17 protein-coding genes are annotated in these 19,635 nt (G+C 64.8%); 3 read left to right on the top strand and 14 right to left on the bottom strand.

The genetic code is table 11. The annotated features are described in order from the left end of the window. Positions 1 to 47: 47 nt before the first annotated feature. Positions 48 to 851, top strand: a complete 804-nt coding sequence (gene trpA, locus J8F10_RS25125; protein WP_210658621.1) for a tryptophan synthase subunit alpha — start codon at positions 48 to 50, stop codon at positions 849 to 851. A 59-nt stretch (positions 852 to 910) separates the two neighbouring features. On the opposite strand, the gene J8F10_RS25120 is transcribed toward trpA, so the two are convergent. The 11 genes from J8F10_RS25120 to J8F10_RS40945 form a co-directional block, all read right to left on the bottom strand. Then, positions 911 to 1,948 (bottom strand): class I SAM-dependent methyltransferase, encoded by a 1,038-nt coding sequence (locus J8F10_RS25120; RefSeq protein WP_210658619.1) that lies wholly within the window; start codon positions 1,946 to 1,948, stop codon positions 911 to 913. 89 nt (positions 1,949 to 2,037) lie between these two features. After that, the gene (locus tag J8F10_RS25115) at positions 2,038 to 2,589 is read right to left on the bottom strand and encodes a hypothetical protein (RefSeq protein WP_210658617.1); all 552 of its coding nucleotides are present in this window, start codon (positions 2,587 to 2,589) and stop codon (positions 2,038 to 2,040) included. A 71-nt stretch (positions 2,590 to 2,660) separates the two neighbouring features. Then, the gene (locus tag J8F10_RS25110; RefSeq protein ID WP_210658616.1) at positions 2,661 to 3,296 is read right to left on the bottom strand and encodes a hypothetical protein; all 636 of its coding nucleotides are present in this window, start codon (positions 3,294 to 3,296) and stop codon (positions 2,661 to 2,663) included. Further along, positions 3,289 to 3,840 carry an RNA polymerase sigma factor gene (locus J8F10_RS25105; protein WP_210658614.1) on the bottom strand — a complete coding sequence of 184 codons (552 nt, stop codon included), beginning with the start codon at positions 3,838 to 3,840 and terminating at the stop codon, positions 3,289 to 3,291. Before J8F10_RS25105 ends, J8F10_RS25110 begins: the two co-directional genes overlap by 8 nt. Positions 3,841 to 3,892: 52 nt before the next feature. Further along, positions 3,893 to 4,738, bottom strand: coding sequence for a hypothetical protein (locus J8F10_RS25100; RefSeq protein ID WP_210658613.1), 846 nt, complete (start codon positions 4,736 to 4,738; stop codon positions 3,893 to 3,895). Between the two features lie 108 nt (positions 4,739 to 4,846). After that, entirely contained in the window at positions 4,847 to 5,374 is a 528-nt protein-coding gene (locus J8F10_RS25095; RefSeq protein ID WP_210658611.1) for an NUDIX hydrolase, read from the bottom strand. Positions 5,375 to 5,390: 16 nt separating this feature from the next. After that, complete coding sequence (locus tag J8F10_RS39240) at positions 5,391 to 6,050, bottom strand: hypothetical protein (RefSeq protein WP_246523564.1); 660 nt, start codon at positions 6,048 to 6,050, stop codon at positions 5,391 to 5,393. Between the two features lie 10 nt (positions 6,051 to 6,060). Then, the gene (gene lpdA, locus J8F10_RS25085; RefSeq protein WP_210658609.1) at positions 6,061 to 7,476 is read right to left on the bottom strand and encodes a dihydrolipoyl dehydrogenase; all 1,416 of its coding nucleotides are present in this window, start codon (positions 7,474 to 7,476) and stop codon (positions 6,061 to 6,063) included. 112 nt (positions 7,477 to 7,588) lie between these two features. Beyond that, a complete protein-coding gene (odhB, locus tag J8F10_RS25080) occupies positions 7,589 to 8,812 on the bottom strand; it encodes a 2-oxoglutarate dehydrogenase complex dihydrolipoyllysine-residue succinyltransferase (RefSeq protein WP_210658607.1) in 1,224 nt (407 codons plus the stop codon). Positions 8,813 to 8,949: 137 nt separating this feature from the next. Continuing rightward, the gene (locus J8F10_RS25075) at positions 8,950 to 11,841 is read right to left on the bottom strand and encodes a 2-oxoglutarate dehydrogenase E1 component (RefSeq protein WP_210658605.1); all 2,892 of its coding nucleotides are present in this window, start codon (positions 11,839 to 11,841) and stop codon (positions 8,950 to 8,952) included. A 120-nt stretch (positions 11,842 to 11,961) separates the two neighbouring features. After that, on the bottom strand, positions 11,962 to 12,228 hold the full coding sequence (locus tag J8F10_RS40945) for an ankyrin repeat domain-containing protein (RefSeq protein WP_210658603.1): 267 nt from the start codon (positions 12,226 to 12,228) through the stop codon (positions 11,962 to 11,964). Between the two features lie 91 nt (positions 12,229 to 12,319). On the opposite strand from J8F10_RS40945, the gene J8F10_RS25065 reads away from it, so the two are divergent. Beyond that, positions 12,320 to 13,318 carry an IS701 family transposase gene (locus tag J8F10_RS25065; RefSeq protein WP_210658601.1) on the top strand — a complete coding sequence of 333 codons (999 nt, stop codon included), beginning with the start codon at positions 12,320 to 12,322 and terminating at the stop codon, positions 13,316 to 13,318. 124 nt (positions 13,319 to 13,442) lie between these two features. Here the strand turns inward: J8F10_RS25065 and J8F10_RS25060 are convergent, their stop codons facing one another. From J8F10_RS25060 to J8F10_RS25050, 3 genes are all read right to left on the bottom strand, one after another. Further along, positions 13,443 to 14,366 (bottom strand): hypothetical protein, encoded by a 924-nt coding sequence (locus J8F10_RS25060; protein ID WP_210658599.1) that lies wholly within the window; start codon positions 14,364 to 14,366, stop codon positions 13,443 to 13,445. A 262-nt stretch (positions 14,367 to 14,628) separates the two neighbouring features. Next, positions 14,629 to 16,125 (bottom strand): WD40 domain-containing protein, encoded by a 1,497-nt coding sequence (locus J8F10_RS25055; RefSeq protein WP_210658597.1) that lies wholly within the window; start codon positions 16,123 to 16,125, stop codon positions 14,629 to 14,631. Between the two features lie 78 nt (positions 16,126 to 16,203). Next, positions 16,204 to 18,849: a PPC domain-containing protein gene (locus J8F10_RS25050; RefSeq protein WP_210658595.1), complete on the bottom strand. Its 2,646-nt coding sequence runs from the start codon at positions 18,847 to 18,849 to the stop codon at positions 16,204 to 16,206. A 423-nt stretch (positions 18,850 to 19,272) separates the two neighbouring features. On the opposite strand from J8F10_RS25050, the gene J8F10_RS25045 reads away from it, so the two are divergent. Next, positions 19,273 to 19,581, top strand: a complete 309-nt coding sequence (locus tag J8F10_RS25045) for a hypothetical protein (RefSeq protein WP_210658594.1) — start codon at positions 19,273 to 19,275, stop codon at positions 19,579 to 19,581. Positions 19,582 to 19,635: the final 54 nt, after the last annotated feature.

Here is a 19,635-nt window from a genome sequence, read left to right as displayed (position 1 = left end):
CGTCCCGCGCGTGCAGAAAATCCGCCGGGCGCGTGTAAAACACCCACATGAACCCAATCGACAGCCTCTTCCAGCGGTTGCGCGCCGCGAAGCGCGCCGCGTTCATGCCGTTCGTGACCGCCGGTGACCCGGACATCGCCTTCACGCGCGAATTGCTCCCCACCGTGGCCGACGCGGGCGCGGATCTCATGGAGATCGGCTTCCCGTTCTCCGACCCGATCGCCGACGGCCCCGTGATTCAGGCCTCCTACACCCGCGCGCTGAACAAAAAACTGAAGCTCGCGGACGTCTTCGCCGCGCTCCGTGACACAACGGCCCGGCCCGCGTGGAGCGCGCCGCTCGTCGCGATGGCGTCGTACTCGCTGATGTTCAAGATGGGGCCGACCGCGTTCATCGACGCGGCGAAGGCTGCCGGGGTGAGCGGGGCCGTGGTGCCGGATTTGCCCGTTGAGGAAGCGGCCGAGTTATCGAAGCTGGCAGCGGATCAGGACTTCAAGCTCGTTCTTTTGGTCACGCCGACCACATCGCCGCAACGGGCCGAAAAAGTGGTGAAGGCGTGCGGCGGGTTCGTGTACGTGGTGAGTGTCGTGGGCATTACCGGTGCGCGCGAGGCACTGCCGACCGCACTGCGCGAACAACTCGGTCGCCTGCGCACGATGACCGACCTTCCGCTGTGCGTCGGGTTCGGGGTGAGCCGGCCCGAGCAGGTCCGCGAGCTCAAGGAAATCGCCGACGGGGTGATTGTCGGCAGCGCCGTGGTGAAGAAACTGGAAGCCGCCGCGACCGATCGCACGAAGGCGCTCGCCGACGTGAAACAGTTGGTGAGCGAACTACGCGCGGCACTGGGATGATTTGTGTAACATAGGGTGGGTCAAGACTTTGTGCAGGCCCACCCTACGTTGCGCCACAATCACATGCCCGAAATGACCACGGAGTACCCGCGGTTCTCGATCACCGAGCAGTCCCCGAAGGTGTCAAAGATGAGCGGAACCACAGCGGTCGGCATCTTCGTCACGATGTAGTACCGGCCGTGTGGCCTCAAGAGCTCGCGGGCGCCTTCAATGAACAGCCGCGTGATTTCCGACTTCGCGTAGTACGGCGGGTTCGCCAGGATCACATCGAACGCGCGCTCTTCCAGCCCCTCTAACCGCGTCGCGGTCACGAACCGCGCGTTGGTGATGTTGTTGGCCTTCGCGTTCAGTTCCGCGAGCGCAACGGCCCGCAGGCTGCTATCGATGAACGTCACGCGCCCCTTCGGTCCGGTCATCGCCCCGGCCAGGCACCCGACCGCGCCGTTGCCGCACCCGAGGTCCAGAATGCCGTCGCGCTCCTTGATTTCGACCACTTCGAGCATCGCCCGCGAGCCCGCGTCGAAGCGCCCGTAACTGAACGTCCCCGGCCGCGACACGAACTCCATCGGTTCCCCCTCGCCGATCTTCGCGTGGTACGTGACCTCGTGCCGCCGGCGCGCGTCCGACGAGTCCGTCTTCGTACTGAAGAACGCCATGCCGTTTTCGCTCGACGGGGTCTCGCCGCACTTGCCGAAGATTTTCTTATGGAGCTTCGCGAACTGGCTGTCCCTCTCGTACTCGGAGAGCGTGAGGAACAACCCGTCGGGCGCGAGAACGTGGTACCCCTGCTCGACGACGTCGAGTTTCAGTTCGCGGTCCGCGTGTGCGGACGCGGGGAAGATGACGGTGTTGAACTTCGGGGGCAAGTCCCACAAATCGGGGACCGTGACGACCTCGGCCTTCGCGTCGATCTCCGCGAGCGTTTCGCGCACGCGGTCCGTTTGGTGCAGGTCGAATTGCGCGCAGGTGACTTCGGTTTCGGGCAGCCCGAGCGCCTTCACGAGATTGGCGACCGGCCACGGGGGACCGAGCGCGATGAGAACCGGCGGTTTAACGCGGTGGGCGACCGTTGAGAACAGTTCGTTAATGTGCTTCATTCTGGCATTGTAGATGCGCAGCGCACGAAGTGGACGGCGCAACCCGCGCGCGAACGGGGCGTTTCGCTCACCGGTTCACCATCTGCACCCTACGGTTTCTTCTTTTTGGCCCTCTCCAACAGCGCCTCAAAGCGGTCCTTTGTGTGGCGGTCGAAGTTGTCGCGGAACTTCGCGAGGTCGTCTTTCGCGGCCGCCAGCTCGGTGCGCAGCACCTCGGTGCGGTGCTCCAGCGATTGCAGCTCGAGTTCGACGAGTTCCCGCGCGAGCACTTGGAGCTGCTCCTCGACCATCTTGCGCGAATCCTCCTTCGGCGTCGCGAGTTTCGCCACCAGCACGAGCGCCTGGTTCTCGGCCTTCCACATCTTCAGTTCCAAATCGTGCCGCTTGGGGTCGTCCTGAATGTCCGCGAGCAGTTCCGTGACCTGGAACGTTTCGCGGATCTGGAGCTCGTAGGCCGGGCGCGCGGATTTTTTCAGGTCGTCGAGCAGTGGAACGAGGTCCGGGCAGTGTTTCCGAACGAAGTGGAGCGCAGCGGCCTCGCGCTCCTCGGTGAATCGGGGGAGCGGGTCGGCGTGCGCGGCGCACGGGAACAGTGCGAGCACCGCAACAGCGGTGGCGCGAACGAAGGCCGTCCTCGACATTGGTACCCTCATTTTCCCCAGACGGGATCGGGCCGGCAGCGCGGACGGGTACGAAACGGGAGCGCGTTCGGTCACGGACTGTCGGCCCGGCTCGCGGCCGATACGTGGTGCGGGTGCGAGAGGTTGTGCATCTTCTGGCGCCAGCGCTGCTCGTCGTCGCGCACCTTCTCGACCTGGTCGTGCGTGCTCAGGTCGGCCCATATTTCGGCGACGCTCCGGGACGCATCGGTCCCGACACACGGGGAAGAAGCGAGGTGCTCCATGATCCCCTGGGCGCTCTGTTCGTGTTGCTCCGGGGCGGCCGCGCTCTCCGCGCCCTCTGCGCTGCGCGGGTTCGGGGCCTCTTCGGTCGGGGGCACCGGAGCGACGTTCGCGGGCGCGCCCGCCACCGGCTCGGTGCTGTCGGCCAGTGCCAGTCCGATGAACGTGCAGGCCGCGACCACAGCGGCGCCCGTAGCGGCCCACGCGAGCGGGTGCCCGCGGGAGTGGTCCCAGTTCAGGCGCGCGCGGAGGATCGCCCGAAAGGACGGGTTCGGGGTCGGCGGCTTCTGGCCGATCGCGGCCGCCGAGAGGCGCACGGCCTCGGACAGCGCGTCGCGCGCGTCCTGGTCGTCCGCGAGCTGCGCCTCGAACGCGGCGGACTCGTTCGGGTTCAGATCGCCGGCCGCGTAGCGGAGCGCGGTCGTCTGGAGGGTCGGCTCAGGCATGGCGGGCCTCCCACAACTGACGGAGTTTTTTCAGGCCGTCGTGCATCCGGGCCAGCGCGGTGTTGAGCGGGCACCCCAGCGCGGCCGCGACCTCGCGGAACGTTTTACCGTCGAACACGCGCGCGGAGATCACGGCGCGCTGTGGTTCGGGCAGCAGATCGAGCAACTCGCGCACCTGGCGGGCGTCGTCCGTCGCGCCCGCCCGCAGGTCCGCCGGTTCGTCCCCGATTAACCCCAGAAGAGCGAAGTCGTCGGCCTGCGCGGGCAGGCGCTTCGTCTTGCGCTTCAGCAGCATCGCCTGGCGGTACGCGACCGTGAACAGCCACCCGCGGAACGTGTCCGCGGCAACGCTATCGGCCTTGCGGAGCGCCTGGACGAAGGTTTCTTGCAGCGCGTCCTCGGCCCCGTGGTGGTCCTTGAGTACACCGAACAGGAACCGGAACACCGGCTCCTCGTAGCGCGCGAACAGCGGTTCCAGTGCGGCCGAGTCGCCCGCCCGGAACCGGGCGAGTAACTCCGCATCGGTCGAGTCGGTAATCGTCATTCCTCGCCGTCGCCTCCGTTCGCCTTCTTTGTTAGCCTTTTACCCGCCTCACTCACCGGTTCCGGGCCTTCTCCTTGCCCGCCTTCTTTCCGCGTTTCGCTTTTTCATCCTCGTCGTCATCATCCTCGTCGTCATCATCCTCGTCCTCATCATCGCCCCCGCCTTCATCCTCGTCGTCATCGACCCCGCCCTCGATCTCCTCGAAGCCCGCTTTCACCTTCGGGTTCTGGAGCATGACGATGCCGTAGATGCCGATGAGGAGCGGGACGATGCCCATGATGGCCCCGACCATCGCCCACGGGTACGACGCGAGTTCCTGCATCTGGCTGGCGCAGAAGCACACCATTGCGCCCCAGAACAGGGTCACGACGCCGAGCATCATGTAGACAATGGCTTCTTCGGTCTCTTCTTCACCGGGCGGGGCATCGTTGAAGATCAGGGGCCACACGCCGTACATGAACATGCCGAGCCCGGCGACGCCCGTGATGAGCCCTTCGAGCGTGAGCAGGTTGCTGGGCATGACCAGGAGCGACATCGCCGGGCCGCGCGCGCTCTTCTTGAACTTGTCCTGCACCTCGGTGAACTTCGGCTTGTTCTCCTCGGCCTTGTCCTTTTCTTCCTGTGTCTCCCCGATAACGCCGTAGCCCCTCTTGACCGAGGCCGCGTCCTCGTCGTCATCGTCTTCAAACGGCTTCTTGGCGGGCGCGGGTGGCGGGGCGGGCTTCTTCGGTTCGGCGGCCAATTTGAGAACGCCGGCGCCGGCCGAGGACGCATCCTCCTCCGGTTCCGGGACGAATGTCTGGCCGCACTTGGGGCACGGAACGGCCTTCCCGACCTGCACGCGCTTGGGCGTCTTGAGCGTCACCCCGCAATGGGTACACGTGTACGACACGGACATTCGGCACTCCCGCGGCGAAACCGGCTGAACTCGGCGAACGGTGACAGAGATGACAGTTCTTAAAACTATCCTACCCAACCGCGTACCCGGATGCCAGCCGATAGAAAATCAACCGCCCGCTCCGGCCCGGACCGCGGCAATCGAGACGCGCATGGAATCGAACGCGAGTTCGTCGTCGGCCACGTCGCGCGGGAACCGCCATTCGATCCCGGCCACGCCGTCGAGTGCGGCCGCCGTGTCCGGGGCCAATGCGCTGGCCGTGAACACCAGATCGACCACCGGGTACGTTACGTCGCGGTACAAGTACATGTTCGGGAACGACATCAGGAACCGCACGTTCTCAACGGCCAACCCGACCTCTTCGCGGATCTCGCGCCGCAATCCCTCTTCCGCCGTTTCGCCGAAGTCGATGAACCCGCCGGGGATACCGAGTTTCCCCGCGGCCGGGTCGTGTGCGCGGCGAATGAACAGCGCGCGCCCGTCGGGCCGGCTCACGAACGCGGCCGCGGCAACCGTAGGGTTAAAGTAGAACGTAAACTGGCACGCCGCACACCGTAACGGCGACTGCCCGACGTTCTCGGGCGCTCGCGGCGCAGCGCAGCGCGGGCAGAACGTGAAGACTTCGCTCGGGCGCATGTTCGAGGCTCGTGAGCTACACCTTACCCAGAATGAGGTCAACCACCCAACACCCGCGTGCGTGAACGCTACCTTCGCGGCAGTGCATTAGCACGTTGGCATTGTCGCAGCCAGCGTCCTGGAGCGCGTCGGCCAAAATCGGCATCCGGTCGAAGGCGTGATCGGCGTAGATACCTTCGGCCAACGCGACGACGTCCGAGGTGCGCCACGCGGGATCGAACGCTACCGTGCGAAACGGATTGCCGAAGATGTCGCGGGTGAGATCGGCGAGTTGTTGTTTCTCTTCGGCCGGTGAGTTTTGGCGGACCGCGTTGAACTCGGCCCCGGACGTCAATCGCCAAACCTTCACGGCCTCCCACGTCTCGTTGTTACAGACGCAGAACAGCGCGTTCATTAGTGGCTTGTTTTCCGTTCCGGGAAACGACTGCCCGGCCTTCGTCCAGGCGTTCCACAAATCGGTCGGGGTTCCGTCCCCGTCGGCGAACTGCTCCGCGACCTCGACGGCACTGCGTTGGGCGACCTGACGGAGGGCCGGCCAAACGCGGCGGATGCACCCGACCGCGAACAGCCGGAATTTGCGCCGCCCCGCTTGCCCGCGCAGTGTCGGGGTGGTGCGCTTCGCGTACATCAGCAGGTCGAGCGGGTTCTTCGCGGACAGCCACTCTTCCTCCGTCATCGCCTCACCCTCACGAGTTCAGTGGCTTCCCGGCCCAGGCCATGCGTGCGGCTTCACCGACGGCCTCGCTCAGCGTCGGGTGCGCGTGCGTGCAACGGGCGATGTCCTCGGCACTGCCCTTATACTCCATGATCGTCACGCACTCCGCAATCAGATCGGACGCACGCGGGCCGAGAATGTGAACGCCCAGCACGCGATCGGTTTTCGCATCGGCGAGCACCTTCACGAAACCGTCCTGTTCGTCCATCGCTTTCGCGCGCCCGGTCGCGCTGAACTTGAACTTACCTGTGCGGTACTCGATCCCCTTCTCTTTGACTTGCTCTTCGGTGAGGCCTACGCTCGCGACTTCGGGCCAAATGTAGATGACGCTCGGAATCGCGTCGTAGTTGACGTGCGGCTTCATGCCCGCGAGCGTTTCCGCGAACACGACGCCCTCTTCGCTCGCCTTATGCGCGAGCATCGGACCCGTAATCAGGTCACCGATTGCGAAAATGCCGGGCACCGAGGTCTGGAAGTGCCCGTCCACCTCGACGCGGCCGCTCTTCGGGTCGTATTTCACCCCGACGTTGTCCAGTCCGAGCCCTGCGGTGTACGGGCGCCGGCCTACCGCCACGAGCACGCGGTCGCCCTGGATGCTCAGTTCTTTGCCATCCTTCGTCTGGGCGGTCACGGTAACCGAGTCGCCCTTCACTGTGGCGCCGGTCACCTTCGTATCGAGGTGGAACTCGAATCCCTGCTTCACGAGCAGCTTGTGAACTTCATTGGCGACTTCGCCGTCACTGATTGCAAGGATGCGAGGTAGGAACTCGATCACCGTCACTTTCGCGCCGAGCCGCTTCCAAACGGAACTCAGTTCCAGACCGATGTACCCACCGCCCACGACGATGAGGTGTTTGGGCACTGGGTTGAAGTTGAGCGCTTCGGTCGAGCTGACGATGTACTTCCCGTCGAACTTCATGAACGGTAGTTCGGTACTCTCGCTGCCGGTCGCGAGCAGCACGTTCTTCGCTTCCAGCACGCCCTTCGCGCCGTCCGCGGCGGTCACCTCGACCTGCTTCCCCGTGAGCAATTTGGCGGAGCCGAAGACCGGCGTCACGCCGTATTTCTTGAACAGGAACCCGACGCCGCCGGTGAGCTCGCTGACGACCTTGTCCTTGCGCTTGAGCATGGTGTCGAGGTCGAGCGCGACGCTGCCGACCTTGATGCCGTGGCGCGCGAGCTTGTGCGTCGTGACTTCGTACATCTCGGACGAATCGAGCAGCGCCTTACTCGGGATGCACCCGACGTTGAGGCACACGCCGCCGAGCGCCTTGTTCGGTCGCTTCTCGACGCACGCCACCTTCAACCCGAGTTGCGCCGCGCGAATCGCCGCCGTGTACCCGCCCGGTCCGCCGCCGATCACCACGAGGTCGTAACTGTCCGCCATGTTGTCTCCAAGAAGGATTCACCGCAGAGGGCACGAGAGGGCGCGGAGAGAAGAACTGATTGGATTCCTCGGTTCTTTTCTCCGCGCCCTCTCGTGCCCTCTGCGGTGAATATCAGATTTCAAACAGAATGCGTTCCGGGTTCTCCACGCACTCCTTGATGCGCACGAGAAACTGCACGGCCTCGCGGCCGTCAATCAACCGGTGGTCGTAGCTGAGCGCGAGGTACATCATCGGCCGGATCACGATCTGGTCGTTGACCACGACGGGCCGCTTTTGAATGCTGTGCATCCCGAGGATCGCGCACTGCGGGGGGTTCAGGATCGGCGTGCTGAGCATCGAGCCGAAGATCCCGCCGTTGGTGATGGTGAACGTGCCACCTTCGAGTTCGGGCACCGTGACCTTGCCGTCGCGGGCCTTCTTCGCGACTACGGCGATGGCCTTCTCGATGTCCGCGAAGCCGAGCTGGTCCGCGCCGCGGATCACCGGCACCATCAGCCCCTTCTCCGTGCTGACCGCGACGCCGATGTCGTAGAAGTGCTGGTGAACGATGTCGTTCCCATCGAGGCGAGCGTTCACGAGTGGGAATGCCTTCAGCGCCTCGATCGCGGCCTTCACGAACACCGACATGAAGCCGATCTTCGTTCCGTGTTTCTTCTCGAATTTCTCGTTGTACTTCGCGCGCAAGTCTTGAATCGCGGTCATGTCCGCTTCGTTGAACGTCGTCAGCGTCGCGGTAGTGTTCTGGCTGTCGAGGAGCCGCGACGCGATCGTCTTGCGGATCTTCGACATCGGCTCGCGGGTGGTGCGCGTCCCCGGTTGGCTCGGCACCCGTGGGGCTTCGACTGTGGGCTTCTTCGCCTCGCCGTTCGCAGCGGGCGACGCCTTGGGCGCCGACGCAGCCGCGATCGCGTCTTCCTTAAGAATGCGCCCGCCGGGACCGGTTCCGGTCACGTCGCCCGGCTTCACACCGGCTTCTGCGAGCACGCGGGCCGCGGCCGGCGACGGAATCGCGTCTTGCTTCGGCGCGCTGGGGGCGGCCGCTCCCTGTGGCTTGGGAGCGCTCGCTTGGGACGCGGGCGCGGCGGCCGGGGCCTTCGCGTCGGTGTCGATTTGCGCGACGGTAGCACCGATGGCGACCGTGTCGCCCTCTTTCACGAGGTGCTTCACCACTCCAGCGACCGGCGCAACGACTTCTTGCGAAGCCTTGTCGGTGCCCATCTCGAAGAGCGGCACGTCCGCCTTCACGAACGCCCCGTCCGCCACGAACCAGCGGTTTAGCGTGGCCTCGGTGATGGACTCACCGGCCTTCGGCACCGTCACTTGTTCGATCGCCATGACCATCCCCGGTACGAAAACGATACCACCTAACCCCCGGCCCCCTTCCCTAAGAAGGAAGGGGGAGAAAGGCACCTCGGCTCTTTCTCCCCCTTCCTTCTTAGGGAAGGGGGCCGGGGGTTAGGTTCTTCTCTTCGCTACGCCTTCGCTGTGTCCGTGGGCGCGCCGTGCGTCCCGTTGGATTCCACCGCGTTCCAGCCGATCCACCCCGGACCGATCGGACCCGACGGCGTCGGCGCGAACGCGCCGTCCACGAGCAGTTTTTGCTCGCGCTCGTGGACGTGGTGCGAACCGGTCGCGGGGCTGGCGCCGGCGTCCCGGCCCACGTACTCGAAGGGGAAGTTCATCGCCCGCAGGCGCGGTTCCACGAACGTCCACCCGCCCATGTTCTGAGGTTCTTCCTGGACCCACACGAACTCGCGGGCGCGCCGGTAGCGCCCCAGCGCGGCGGCGAGTTGCTGTTCAGGCCACGGGTACAGTTGCTCGATGCGCAGGATCGCGACCGCCTGCGTGCCGAGTTCCTCGCGCTTCTTCGCGAGGTCGTAGTACACCTTCCCTGAGCACACCAACACGCGCGTCACCTGTTCCGGGTTGGACTTGTCGTCGAGCACTTCGCGGAAGTGCTGCCCGGTCGCGAACTCGCTCACCGGCGACACCGCGGCCGGGAGCCGCAACAGGCTCTTCGGCGTCATTACGATGAGCGGCTTGCGGAACTTCCGCTTCATTTGCCGGCGGAGCAGGTGGAAGTATTGCGACGGCGTGGTCGGGTACGCGACCTGAATGTTGTCCTCCGCGCACATCTGGAGGAACCGTTCGAGGCGCGCGGAAGAGTGCTCCGACCCCTGGCCCTCGTAAGCGTGCGGGAGCAGTAGCACGAGCCCGCTGGACCGGTTCCACTTCGATTCGCACGACGTGATGAACTGGTCGATGATGACCTGGGCGCCGTTGGCGAAGTCGCCGAACTGCGCCTCCCACATGACCAGCGATTCCGGGGCGTCGAGCGAGTACCCGAAATCGAACCCCATCACGGCCGCTTCGGAGAGGGAACTGTCGATCACGTCGAAGGGCGCCTGCTTCGAGTCGAGGTTCGCGAGCGGGTAGTGTTCCGCGCCGGTTTCGTAATCAACGACGACCGCGTGCCGCTGCGTGAACGTTCCGCGCCGGCTGTCCTGACCGCTGAGTCGCACCGGGGTGCCTTCGAGCACCAGCGAACCGAGGGCGATCGCCTCACCGGTGCCCCAATCCACCGTGCCGCGCTTCTTGATGTTCTCGCCGCGCGTTTGGAGCGTCTTGAGCAGGTTCGGGTGAACCGTGAAGCCGTCCGGGAACGTGCCCAGCGCGGCGGCGATGCGGTCCAGGGTCGCGTCGCTCACGCCGGTCGCAACGGGGTCGTGCGAGTAGCGATTGGTGAAGTCCTTCCAGCGCCCGGAAAAGCCCTCCATTCCACGCTTCTTGGTCTGGCCCTTCTTCACCATCTCCTTCACTTGCTTGTGCGCGGCCTCCATCTCGTTGCGGTACGCGGCGACAATGCTTTCGGCGTCGCGCAGCGCCTCGGCGAGCTTGTTATCGAACTCGCCGACGAGGTCCGCGACGACTTCCGGCGTCACGCTCGGGTCGTCGGGCCGCCCGGCCAGTTGCGCCGAATAGACGGTGGAGATGGGCGGCTTCTTGGCGATGACTTTTGCCTGGAGGGGCTGTGTGTAGCCCGGGTTGTCGCCCTCGTTGTGCCCCCACCGGCGGTAGCACACCAGGTCGATGACCACGTCCTTCTTGAACTGCTGGCGGAACTCGAGCGCGAGTTCCGCAGCGGCCACGCACGCTTCCGGGTCTTCGGCGTTGACGTGGAAGATCGGGGCCTGCACGAACTTCGCGATGTCGGTGCAGTATTGTGTGCTGCGGGAGTCGCGCGGGTTCGTGGTGAACCCGATCTGGTTGTTCACCACGATGTGAATGGTCCCGCCGGTGCGGTACCCGGCGAGGTTCATCAGGTTGAACGTCTCCATGATGACGCCCTGGCCCGCGAACGCCGCGTCGCCGTGGATGAGCACCGGCACGCCGGTGGTGCGCTCCTTGTCGCCGTGCTGCCGCTGCTTGGCCCGCACCCGGCCCTCGACCACCGGGCCGACGATTTCCAGGTGACTGGGGTTGGGCGCAACGGACAGGTGAACCTTCCCTCCGTCGGCCGTTTCGGTGTCGGCGGAGAACCCGAGGTGGTACTTCACGTCTCCGTCGCCGTCGTGCGAGGAGAGCGGGAGGTAGTTGTCCTCGAACTCGTTGAAGATTTCGGAGAAGGGCTTGTTGAGCGTGTTCGCGAGAACGTTCAGCCGGCCCCGGTGGGCCATCCCGATGACGATCTCTTTGACGCCGAGCGCCGGGCCTTTTTCGGTGATCGCGTCGAGGATCGGGATGAGCGTTTCGCCGCCCTCGAGCGAGAACCGTTTCTGGCCGACGTACTTGGTGTGCAGGAACTTCTCGAACAGTTCGGCTTCGTACAGCGTGATGAGGATGCGGTACTTTTGCCGCAACTTGAGCATCGGCCGGTTGCACGTCGGCTCGATCCGGGACGCGATCCACCGGCGTATTTCTTGCGAATCGATGTGCATGTACTCGATGCCGGTGGTGCCGCAGTAGGTGGCACGCAGCGTATCGATGAGGTCGCGCAACTTGACCGGGCCGTTCAGCCCGAAGTACATACTGCCGTCGACGACGCGGTCGAGGTCGCTTTCCGAGAGGCCGAAGCTTTCGAGTTGGAGGAGCGGGCACGGGGGAGGTGATTGAGCCGCGAGCGGATCAGTATCGGCTTGAAGGTGCCCCGCCTGCCGGTACCAGAACACGAGCCGCACCACACCGGTTTGCACCCGCAGGTCCGCGGAACTCGCTGCTGCTCCAGTGGTTGCGGCCCCACCGGGGAGTTTTCCGGCGAACTGCATCCCCGCGAAGAAGCCCTGCCAGGTCGGTTCGACGGAGTTGGGGTCTTGCTGCCAGCGGTGGAATTGCTCTTCGAGGTACTCGCCGTTCTCGCTGAACATCAGAAACTCCGGAGGTGCGCGCGAGGCACTGAGCGGGGCAATCGCGGGCCGGTAAAGCTACTGATAGCCCCCCCCAACGCGCCGGGCAAGGCGAGCATACCAACCTGCGCATTATACCCCTCATCTGTGCGGCAGAGCGCCCGCCGGCGCACCGGCACAGTGCAGCAGGATGATGCACAAGACACGGGCGGGAGTCAGTTTCCCCGGCTCATCACTGAAGCTCGCGCGATCCCACTGGGGCTCGATGGTCGCAGCCACGTCCAAGGGAGTGCGCCCGTCCGCGGCACGGACGCCAAGTTGTGCCCCGTGCGCAAGCAGAAGGGCAACCAGTTCCGGTGACTCGTACTTCGCGGCCGTGTGGAGCGGGGTAAAGAACGTGCCCGGCACCGAAATGTTAGCGGCGTCATTCGGGTAGGTGTTACGCAGTGCAGCGTTTTTGGTCCTTGCGCGAGCGGCTCGTTGGGCCTACGATCGTGTCATGAGCGTGCCCAAGGTGTTTCCGCGTGACTACATCGAGTTCTTGATCGCGACCCCGAAGGCGTGCTCGGGAACGGAGGCCGCGCGGGTGCAACCGGAACAACCGGACCCACCGGCCCACGACGCGTTTACCCGACTGCTGACCCGGTTGGAACCCGATCCCGACACCCTCTGGGCCGACGCGCAAGCCCAGGTCCGGCGGGACGACGGGGTTCTCGTCGTGGACGACTCGACCCTGGACAAGCCGTATGCCCGGTCCATCGAATTGGTCACCCGACACTGGTCCGGCAAGCACCGCGCGGTGGTCCAGGGGATCAACCTGGTGTCCCTGCTGTGGACCGATGGGGACCGACACATCCCGTGCGACTACCGCGTGTACGACAAGGCCGATGCTCGGACCAAGAACGATCACTTCGGGGACATGATTCGGACCGCCTACGCGCGGGGGTTCGCCCCTCGGTGCGTGGTGTTCGACGGCTGGTATAGCAGCCTGGAGAACCTGAAGTTGATCCGCAACTGCGGGTGGACGTGGCTCACCCGGCTCAAGTCGAATCGGCTGGTGAACCTCGACCGTCGGGGCACGCGAGCCCTAGCGGACACGGCCATTGCAGCCACGGGCACGGAGGTGTGGTTGCCCGGGTTCGGGTTGGTGAAGGTATTCGGGATTGCCACCCCAAACGGTGGCACCGTGTACTGGGCCACCAACGACCTGGGGATGGGCGACCTGACGCGGTTGCAATTCGCCGACTTCTCCTGGGCCATCGAGCACTACCACCGGGGCATCAAGCAATGCACCGGCGTCGAGAGGTGTCAGTGCCGCACCGCCCGAGCCCAGCGGAACCACATCGGGCTCGCCCTGCGTGCCTTCCTGCGGTTCGAGGCCCATTGCTTCGCAACCGGTATCAGTTGGATTGAAGCCAAGACCGCAATCATCCGGGACGCCGTCCGAGCCTACCTCGCACGCCCCTGTATTGGCTTCCCAAGCCATCGCACTGCGTAACAACTATCGGGATAACGTGAGGGCAGCAAATGAGCGCTGCCACCAATTCGGGTGGCAGGGCCGGCGGGTGGTTAACCGAAGGGAAGAGATCCGTACCAGCCGGATCGTGCCGCGAACGATTCCACTATGGATTAGGTCGCGGGGCGGTGATCCCGGTCATGACGCCGCCCGCGTTGTTGACCGGGTCGCGCCGCGGAGGGGCGTCCGCGCCCGTTGCGAAGATGCCCCCGGGCAGGAGACGCGGGGTGGGTTTGATCGCGGGCACGTCCGAGGCGGGCGCCGGTCGGACCGGGTTTGCCGCAATCGGCACCGAAGCGGGCGGTGACCCCACGGGTGCTTTGACGTCCGGGACGAATACAGGATTGGCGGCGAGTCGGCGCATCCGCTTCAACACTTCGTCGCCGAATTGGACCAGGGCCTTCGTTTTCGCCAGCGCGATGGCGTCCTTCTCTTCGATCACGAACGTCGGGCGCACGATCTTCCCCACGCCCTCGGCTTGCACGCCGGTGTAGATGTAGCCGTTGTCCACATCGAGGAGGATGCCTTCTAGCATGAACAACGAGTCTTTGTGGCTCCCCGGGATGACGTAGCCGCCCACAAGGGTCAAGTTGAACACCGCTGCGAAGTTCTTGTAGCTGTCGGTTTGGGCCGCGCCGCGGATCACGAGCAGTACGTCGGCCCCGCACTTGGCCGCCGCCAGTCGCAGTTCCTTCAGATCACCCTTGTCACCCTTGCCCGCGAGCATTTCGGGCAGCGGGAACACGTCGGCCGCGATCTTTTCCTTGCGGAGCGCTTCGGCCCACACTTCCATCGCGGCCTTGTCTTCCGGCGTCCAGCGCCAGTCGTGGCCCTCGGGCTGGAGGTACACCGCGATCCGGCACGGGAACCGGAGCTGCGGCTTCAGCCCGCGCGCCTCGGCGATGGTCGAATCGGGCATCTGAACGGACCCGTCCTTCAGGCGCTCTTGTAGCGCGGCCCGGTCGAACCCGGACGTACACCCGCAGAGCAGTGCCAGGAGCAACAACGGCGATTTCTTCCACGCGCGCATGGTCAACCTCCGCGGGTCGGGGCGGCTCCGGGGTATGTGCGTCGGGTCGGGGTGTGGCCGGCGGATAGCGGAGGGGACGCGCCGGGGTCAAGTCCAAGCGATCGGCAGATTGGCGGACAGGGCGGTTGAGTTCTTGTGATATGGCGGAGATCCCACCCGCTCGTTGGCACTCGCGGTTCGCCAAGAGGCTCAGGGCGAACCGCGAGTGCCAACGAGCGGGTGGTGCAGCACGGTGGTGACTCACCCCTCGTGCCCAACGTCTTTACTTCTTCTTCGGTTCGGCGTCGGGCGGGAGCGCGGCCTTCATCAGCGTGCCGTTGGCGCCGTTGTACACGCGGACCACGCCGTCCTCGCACCCGCTCGCGACCACGGTGCCGTCCGTGCTCGCGCTCACCGCGTACACGAAGTCGGCCGCGCCCGGGAACGACCGGACGTTGCCGCCGTTGTCCGCGTTCCACATGCGGACGCTCGCGTCGCCGCTACCCGTTACGAACTGTGCCGACTTGCCCACAAAGACGAGCGACGTGACCTGCTTCTGGTGCCCCTGCATGTCGCGGATCTTTTCGCCCTTCTCGTAGTCCCACACCTTCACGAAGTTGTCCGCGCCGCAGCTCGCGATCTTCTTGCCGTCCGGCGTCCAGCCGATGCCCATCACGTGGTGCGTGTGGCCCTCGAAGGACTTGGCGAACCGCGGCGCCTTGGGACCGGGCGGGAACGGCCACCCCCAACCCGCGTGCGGCATCTCGAACACCTTCACGAACTTGTCCGCCCCGCCCGTGGCGAGCAACTGCCCGTCCGGGCTGAACGCGACGCCGAACACGGTGTCGCTGTGCCCCGCTTTGATTTCCCAGAGCACTTTGCCGGTCGGCGCGTCGAAAATTTTGATCTCGCCGTCTTCGGTCGGCGCGCCCCCACCGGTCACGAACTTCTTGCCGTCCGCGGAGAACCCGATCGCGCACACTCGGTCCACGAACCCGGCGACCCGCTGCTTCGGCTCGCCCTTCTCGACGTCCCACAAAGTCAGTTCCTGGAAGCTGCCCGTTGCGAGCGTCTTCCCGTCCGGGGAGAAGGCCATCGACTCGACGAGCGAGATGTGCGCGGCCTTCGCGGGTTTGCCTTCGGGGGTTTTCAGTTGCGGGTCGAAGAACGACTTCGCGTATTCCCACTCCTTCTTCTCCGCGCCGCCCTTCTTGTCGGCCGGGGTCGTTTTCAGTGCGAAGATGTGGAGCTGGTTCCCGCGGCTCGCCGCGATGGTCTTACCGTCCGGGGAAACCGCGAGTGCCCGGACCGGCTTCACCAGGGCCGCCGGCAGGTTCACGATGATCTTTTCCTTCACTTTCATCGTGGTGGGGGCCTTCGCGCCCTCGTCGATCCACAATTTGATGAGCGACAACTCTTGCGAGTTCAGTGGCTCATCGGTCTTCGGCGGCATCATCGGTAGTTTCTGCCGTGCGCAGAACAGAAAGAGGTTGCTCTCGGCCGATTTGCCCGGCACCACCGCGATGCCGCGCTTCCCGCCTTTGAGCACCTTCTCGTGGGTGCCCATGTCGTACTTGCCGCGCAACTCGGTCCCGGAGTGGCACACGAGGCACTTCTTCTCGAAGATCGGCTCGATGTCCTTTCCGTACTCGACCGGCTCTTTCCGCTTCAGATCGATGACCGGGATCGGCGGGTACTCGTTCTTCTCGTCCTTCTTCGGCTCCTGGGCGAAGCTCGGGGCGGCCATCAGCGCCATTACGAGCGCAACGAATCGGCGCATGGTGTTGAGTCTCCAGATCATCAGGTGTGCGGAAGGTATGTCGGGTGGTTCAATCGCGGCCGATGGTCGCGGAACCAGTCACTTTGCCAGATTGAAGCTCACCTTGTTTTCGTAGGTCACGGGGTACTTCCCCGCGTACAGGGCCGTGACCACGACGGTACCGGCCAGCGCGCCGGGTTTGGCGTCAGCCGCGGTCTTCAGCACGAGCTTCACTTCGTCCTTCCCCGCGGGGATGACGACCTCGGCGGCCGTTACACCGGTCGCGTCCTTTGCCGGAACGAACGTCACCTGGTATTCGCCCGCGAAGTCGTGCATTCGCTCCACCTTGATCGGCAGATCCGTGCTGCTGCCGAGTTTGAGCGTGTTGTTCGGTAGTGGTCCCGTGGTGAACCGGCCCAGCGCGCTGGGGATCACCAACACCTGGATCGGCGTGCTAAACGCCTCCGCCGGGATGTTCGGCTTCGCCTTCGCCATCGGGTCTTTCGCGAACGGCACTTGTGCGGTCCCGCGGAGCACGACGGTGTACGCGCCGGGAACCGCGTTGGACTTCGCGTCCACGTTCACCATCACCTCTGGCTTGTCCTTGGTCGGTTGGGCCGTGATCTGAACGGACACGGGTCCGCTCTGCTGATTCTGGGCCATCGGTTCGGCAACGAGCGTGACGTTCGGCTTCTCCGGGACCGACCATTCGACCTTCACAGGAACGGTCGACTTGTCGCCCTGGCGCATCACGATGACGGGGCCTTTCACCTTGTCTTCTTTGCCCGTCGCCGGCTTCACGATCGCGTTCGCGAGGTCGGCCTTGATGCTGAAGAGTGCTTTCTCGGGCCGAACCGCGATCACGAGCGACTGATCCAGCCTCGATACCACCGGGATCTGTTGATCCGGCTGTGGCACTCCCCACGTCACCGATGCCGGCCGTGCCGACCGGATGAGAGCCTTGCCGGTGCTGTCTGTGCCAGTGAGTTTCACGGTAAAGGCCGCGGTCGCGTGCGCGGCGCCGGGCGCGACGTCGAGAACCAACAGCCCCCAGCGCACGGCCGGCCCGATGGTGAGTGGTTGAGCCGTCACGCCGGCCGGCAACCCCTCCACGCTGACCGCGATCGACCCGGTGTAACCGTCCTGCCGTTGCGCGAACACGTAATACGCTTGCGAACTACCTTGCCACGCTGCCGAGCCCGTTTGGTAGAAGCGGCTGTAGGGCATCACCACCGCGCGGAAGTCCGGCACCGGTTGACCGAGCCGGAGCCGGTACGTGGCCTTCGGGCCGTTCAGGTAGCTCGACTCGCGGCACGCGACCGCGATCAGGTACTTGCCGTCTTCCGGGGCCGTGAACTGGTACGGCGCGGGATCGCTACTGCGCGAGTAGAACCCGAACGGGTGGAGCGTGTCGTTGTCATCGTCCTGCTCGCCGCTGAGGTCTCGCTTCGGGTCTTTGCCGTCACGCACGGAGAAGTAGAAATCGCCGCTCGCGCCGATCCGCTCGGCCGCGAGATCAATGGTGATCTTCTCACCCTTCTTCGCGGTGAACGCGACCCAATCTTTTTCCCCTTTCTTCGCGAGGAACCCGGCCACTTCGCTGCCGGCGGGAACCACCTCGGCGGTTTCCGGCGAACCTGCTACCTTCGTCTTCACGACGAGTTTGTTGCGTGCGAAGTAGATCGTGACGGGGTTGGACGCACCGCCCGGTCCTTTCAGACTGTACGCGAAGCCGTCTTGGAGCGCGCGACTCGGTTCGACGTGGGTGGGGCTGACCAACTTGGTGTTCGCGGTCGCGTCGGTCGGCGGGGTGATCGTAACCGTGAGCTGTTCGAGCGGGCGCCCGTCCGCGGCGTAACCCTCCGCGAGCTGGCCACCGGGCAGGTTGCGCCCGTAGAGCGTGACCGGCGTGGGCTTGCCCGGTTCGACGACCGGCGGGAACACGGCATCGATCCACGGCGCCGCGCTCACGCTCAGTCGGTAGACGTGGTCCGGGCCGCCCGCGGTGTAAGTGAACTGGAACAGCCGAACGAAGTATTCGCCGTCGGTCGGCAGCACCACGTCCGCGACCGCGTCGTTGTCGCGGTAGTTGCGGTTGGTCGTGAGCTTGCGGCCGCTCGCGTCGAAGATCTCGATCATCGGCTCGGCTTTGCTGTCGATCGACGAGGCCTGGCAGGAAACGACGATGCGCTGGCCTTTCTTCCCCGTGAACGCGGCGTAGTCCACGTCTGTGGGATTGGAAATCACGCCGTTGATCGTGGTCCCGATTTCGATCTTCTGCACATCCGGGATATCGTTATTCGGCTCCTTCTCGTTCACCTCGAGCAAGTCACCAACGACGAACGCGCGCGGGTTGCTCGCGCCCCACTTCCCCACGAACCGCACATCGAACACGCCGAGCGGTACGTCCGCCGCGGCCGTCACTTTGAACTTGTGCGGCCCGGCCGGGTTGACCTTCGGCGCCGGGATGGTCTTCTTCGGGTCTTTGGGGTCCGGGGTCGGGTCTTTGGGCGGGCTGATGTATTCGCCCTTCAAACCCGGGTGCGCGAAGAGTAATTTCTCGGGGTCTTCCACATCGAAGCCGGTAACGGTCACTTCGACGCTGGTGCCGGCCTTCACGCCGCACGGGAACACGTTCTGAAGGCGGGGCGATGGCAGACCGGGCGGTGGTTGTTGAGCGCTTGCCGAACCGACCATCGCGACCGACGCGGCGAAAACCATAAGCCCGAACACGAGCCGGCGCATGGTCGAGGCTCTCCGAGGTGAGTTAGTTTGGCGGGTTGAGGGGCGTTGGCCCCTCGCAGTGGTAAGGCGCATTCTGGCGGGATGAAGATAATCGTAAGCTGGCGGCTCGTGCGGGTCAAGCGAATCGTTTGTGGCAAGCTGGGGGGACGAGCGCGACGACCACAAGGCAATTGAATGTGAATATAGGCAGGGGAGTTGCTCCACCCGCTCGTTGACACGCGCGGTTCGCCTGAGTCTCTTGGCGAACCGCGCGTGTCAACGAGCGGGTAGAGCTTCCCAAAACTGTAACTCGATTGTTTTAATAATGTTCAGTTTCCCATTGCGGGAACTGGGGAGAAAGCTATAGAGCCGTCCTTCTAACCGAACAACCAATACGCGACGGACCCGTATCCGGTTGTTTGCCCTAGTAACGGACGAAAACGAATGCTGCGGCGAATGCTGCTGGGGTCGATCGGCGCGGTAGTGGTGTGCGGAACGACCGTGGCCGCCCCGCCGGGGCTGCAACCCAACCCCCACTCGGAGGGGCGCGAACTGGACCCGGTCGCGCGGGAGTATTACCTGCCGTCCGCACCCGCGAGCGAAGACTCGCCGGAACGCGGGCCGACCGCGTTCGACGACCGCAGCGCGCTGTGGGCGATCGTCCTCGGCGCACACGAAGCGATCATCAACGAGTTCACGATGCAGCTCGGCGTGGTCGAAATGCCCCACTCAGAACGCGGAGCACGGAATTAACGACGGTCAGAGGTGCCATAACCCGAGCGCCCTTGCGTATTGCAGGCGTACTCG

This window comes from Gemmata palustris (genome assembly GCF_017939745.1).
GTDB classification, from domain to species: domain Bacteria; phylum Planctomycetota; class Planctomycetia; order Gemmatales; family Gemmataceae; genus Gemmata; species Gemmata palustris.
The sequence above is the reverse complement of the archived record's forward strand: the minus strand, read 5'-3'. Positions and strand labels throughout refer to the sequence as shown.